Annotated in this window: 1 pseudogene; it reads left to right on the forward strand. The window is 53.7% G+C overall.

The annotated features are described in order from the left end of the window. A pseudogene (locus DW947_RS21385) lies at positions 1-953 on the forward strand (hypothetical protein); the annotation flags it as partial.

A 953-nucleotide genomic window follows, 5' to 3' on the forward strand; every position in this document is an offset into this window, starting at 1 on the left:
CTTGACACGGTGGAGGAAAACCTCGAAGTGCTACGGCAGCAGGGAAAGAACGTGTCGCGGGCGATGCTGAAAGGATTGGAGAAGCGCAAGCACAACCTTGAAGCGAAGCTGGAGAAGGTGGAACACGCCATAAAGTCACGCACGGACGACGTGGTGGATTTCAAGCAGATGGGCATCGACCACATCTTCATAGATGAGAGCCACCAGTTCAAGAATCTGACTTTCAACACGCGCCACGACCGTGTGGCGGGATTGGGAAACAGCGAGGGAAGCCAGAAGGCACTTAACATGCTCTTTGCCATACGCACCATACAGGAGCGCACAGGAAAAGACTTGGGTGCGACCTTCCTCTCCGGCACGACTATCAGCAACTCACTGACTGAATTGTACCTGCTGTTCAAGTACCTGCGCCCGAAGGAGCTGGAACGGCAGGACATAAGGTGTTTCGACGCTTGGGCGGCGATATTTGCCAAGAAGACGACGGATTTTGAATTTAACGTGACGAACAATGTGGTCCAGAAGGAGCGTTTCCGCTACTTCATCAAAGTGCCGGAGCTTGCCGCCTTCTATAATGAAATCACGGACTACCGCACGGCGGAGGATGTGGGCGTTGACCGTCCTGCCAAGAACGAGATACTGCACCATATACCGCCCACGCCGGAACAGGAGGACTTCATACAGAAACTGATGCAGTTCGCCAAGACGGGCGATGCCACCTTGTTGGGCAGGCTGCCGCTTTCGGAAACGGAAGAAAAGGCGAAGATGCTCATCGCCACGGACTATGCCCGGAAAATGGCACTCGACATGCGCATGATAGACCCGCATTACGAAGATCATCCCGACAACAAAGCGAGTCACTGTGCCAAGATGATCGCGGAGTATTATCAAAAATACGACGCCCAGAAAGGCACGCAGTTCGTTTTCTCTGATTTGGGGACATACCAGCCGGGCGA

This window comes from Bacteroides sp. AM44-19, assembly GCF_003603395.1.
Lineage (GTDB): Bacteria > Bacteroidota > Bacteroidia > Bacteroidales > Bacteroidaceae > Bacteroides > Bacteroides uniformis.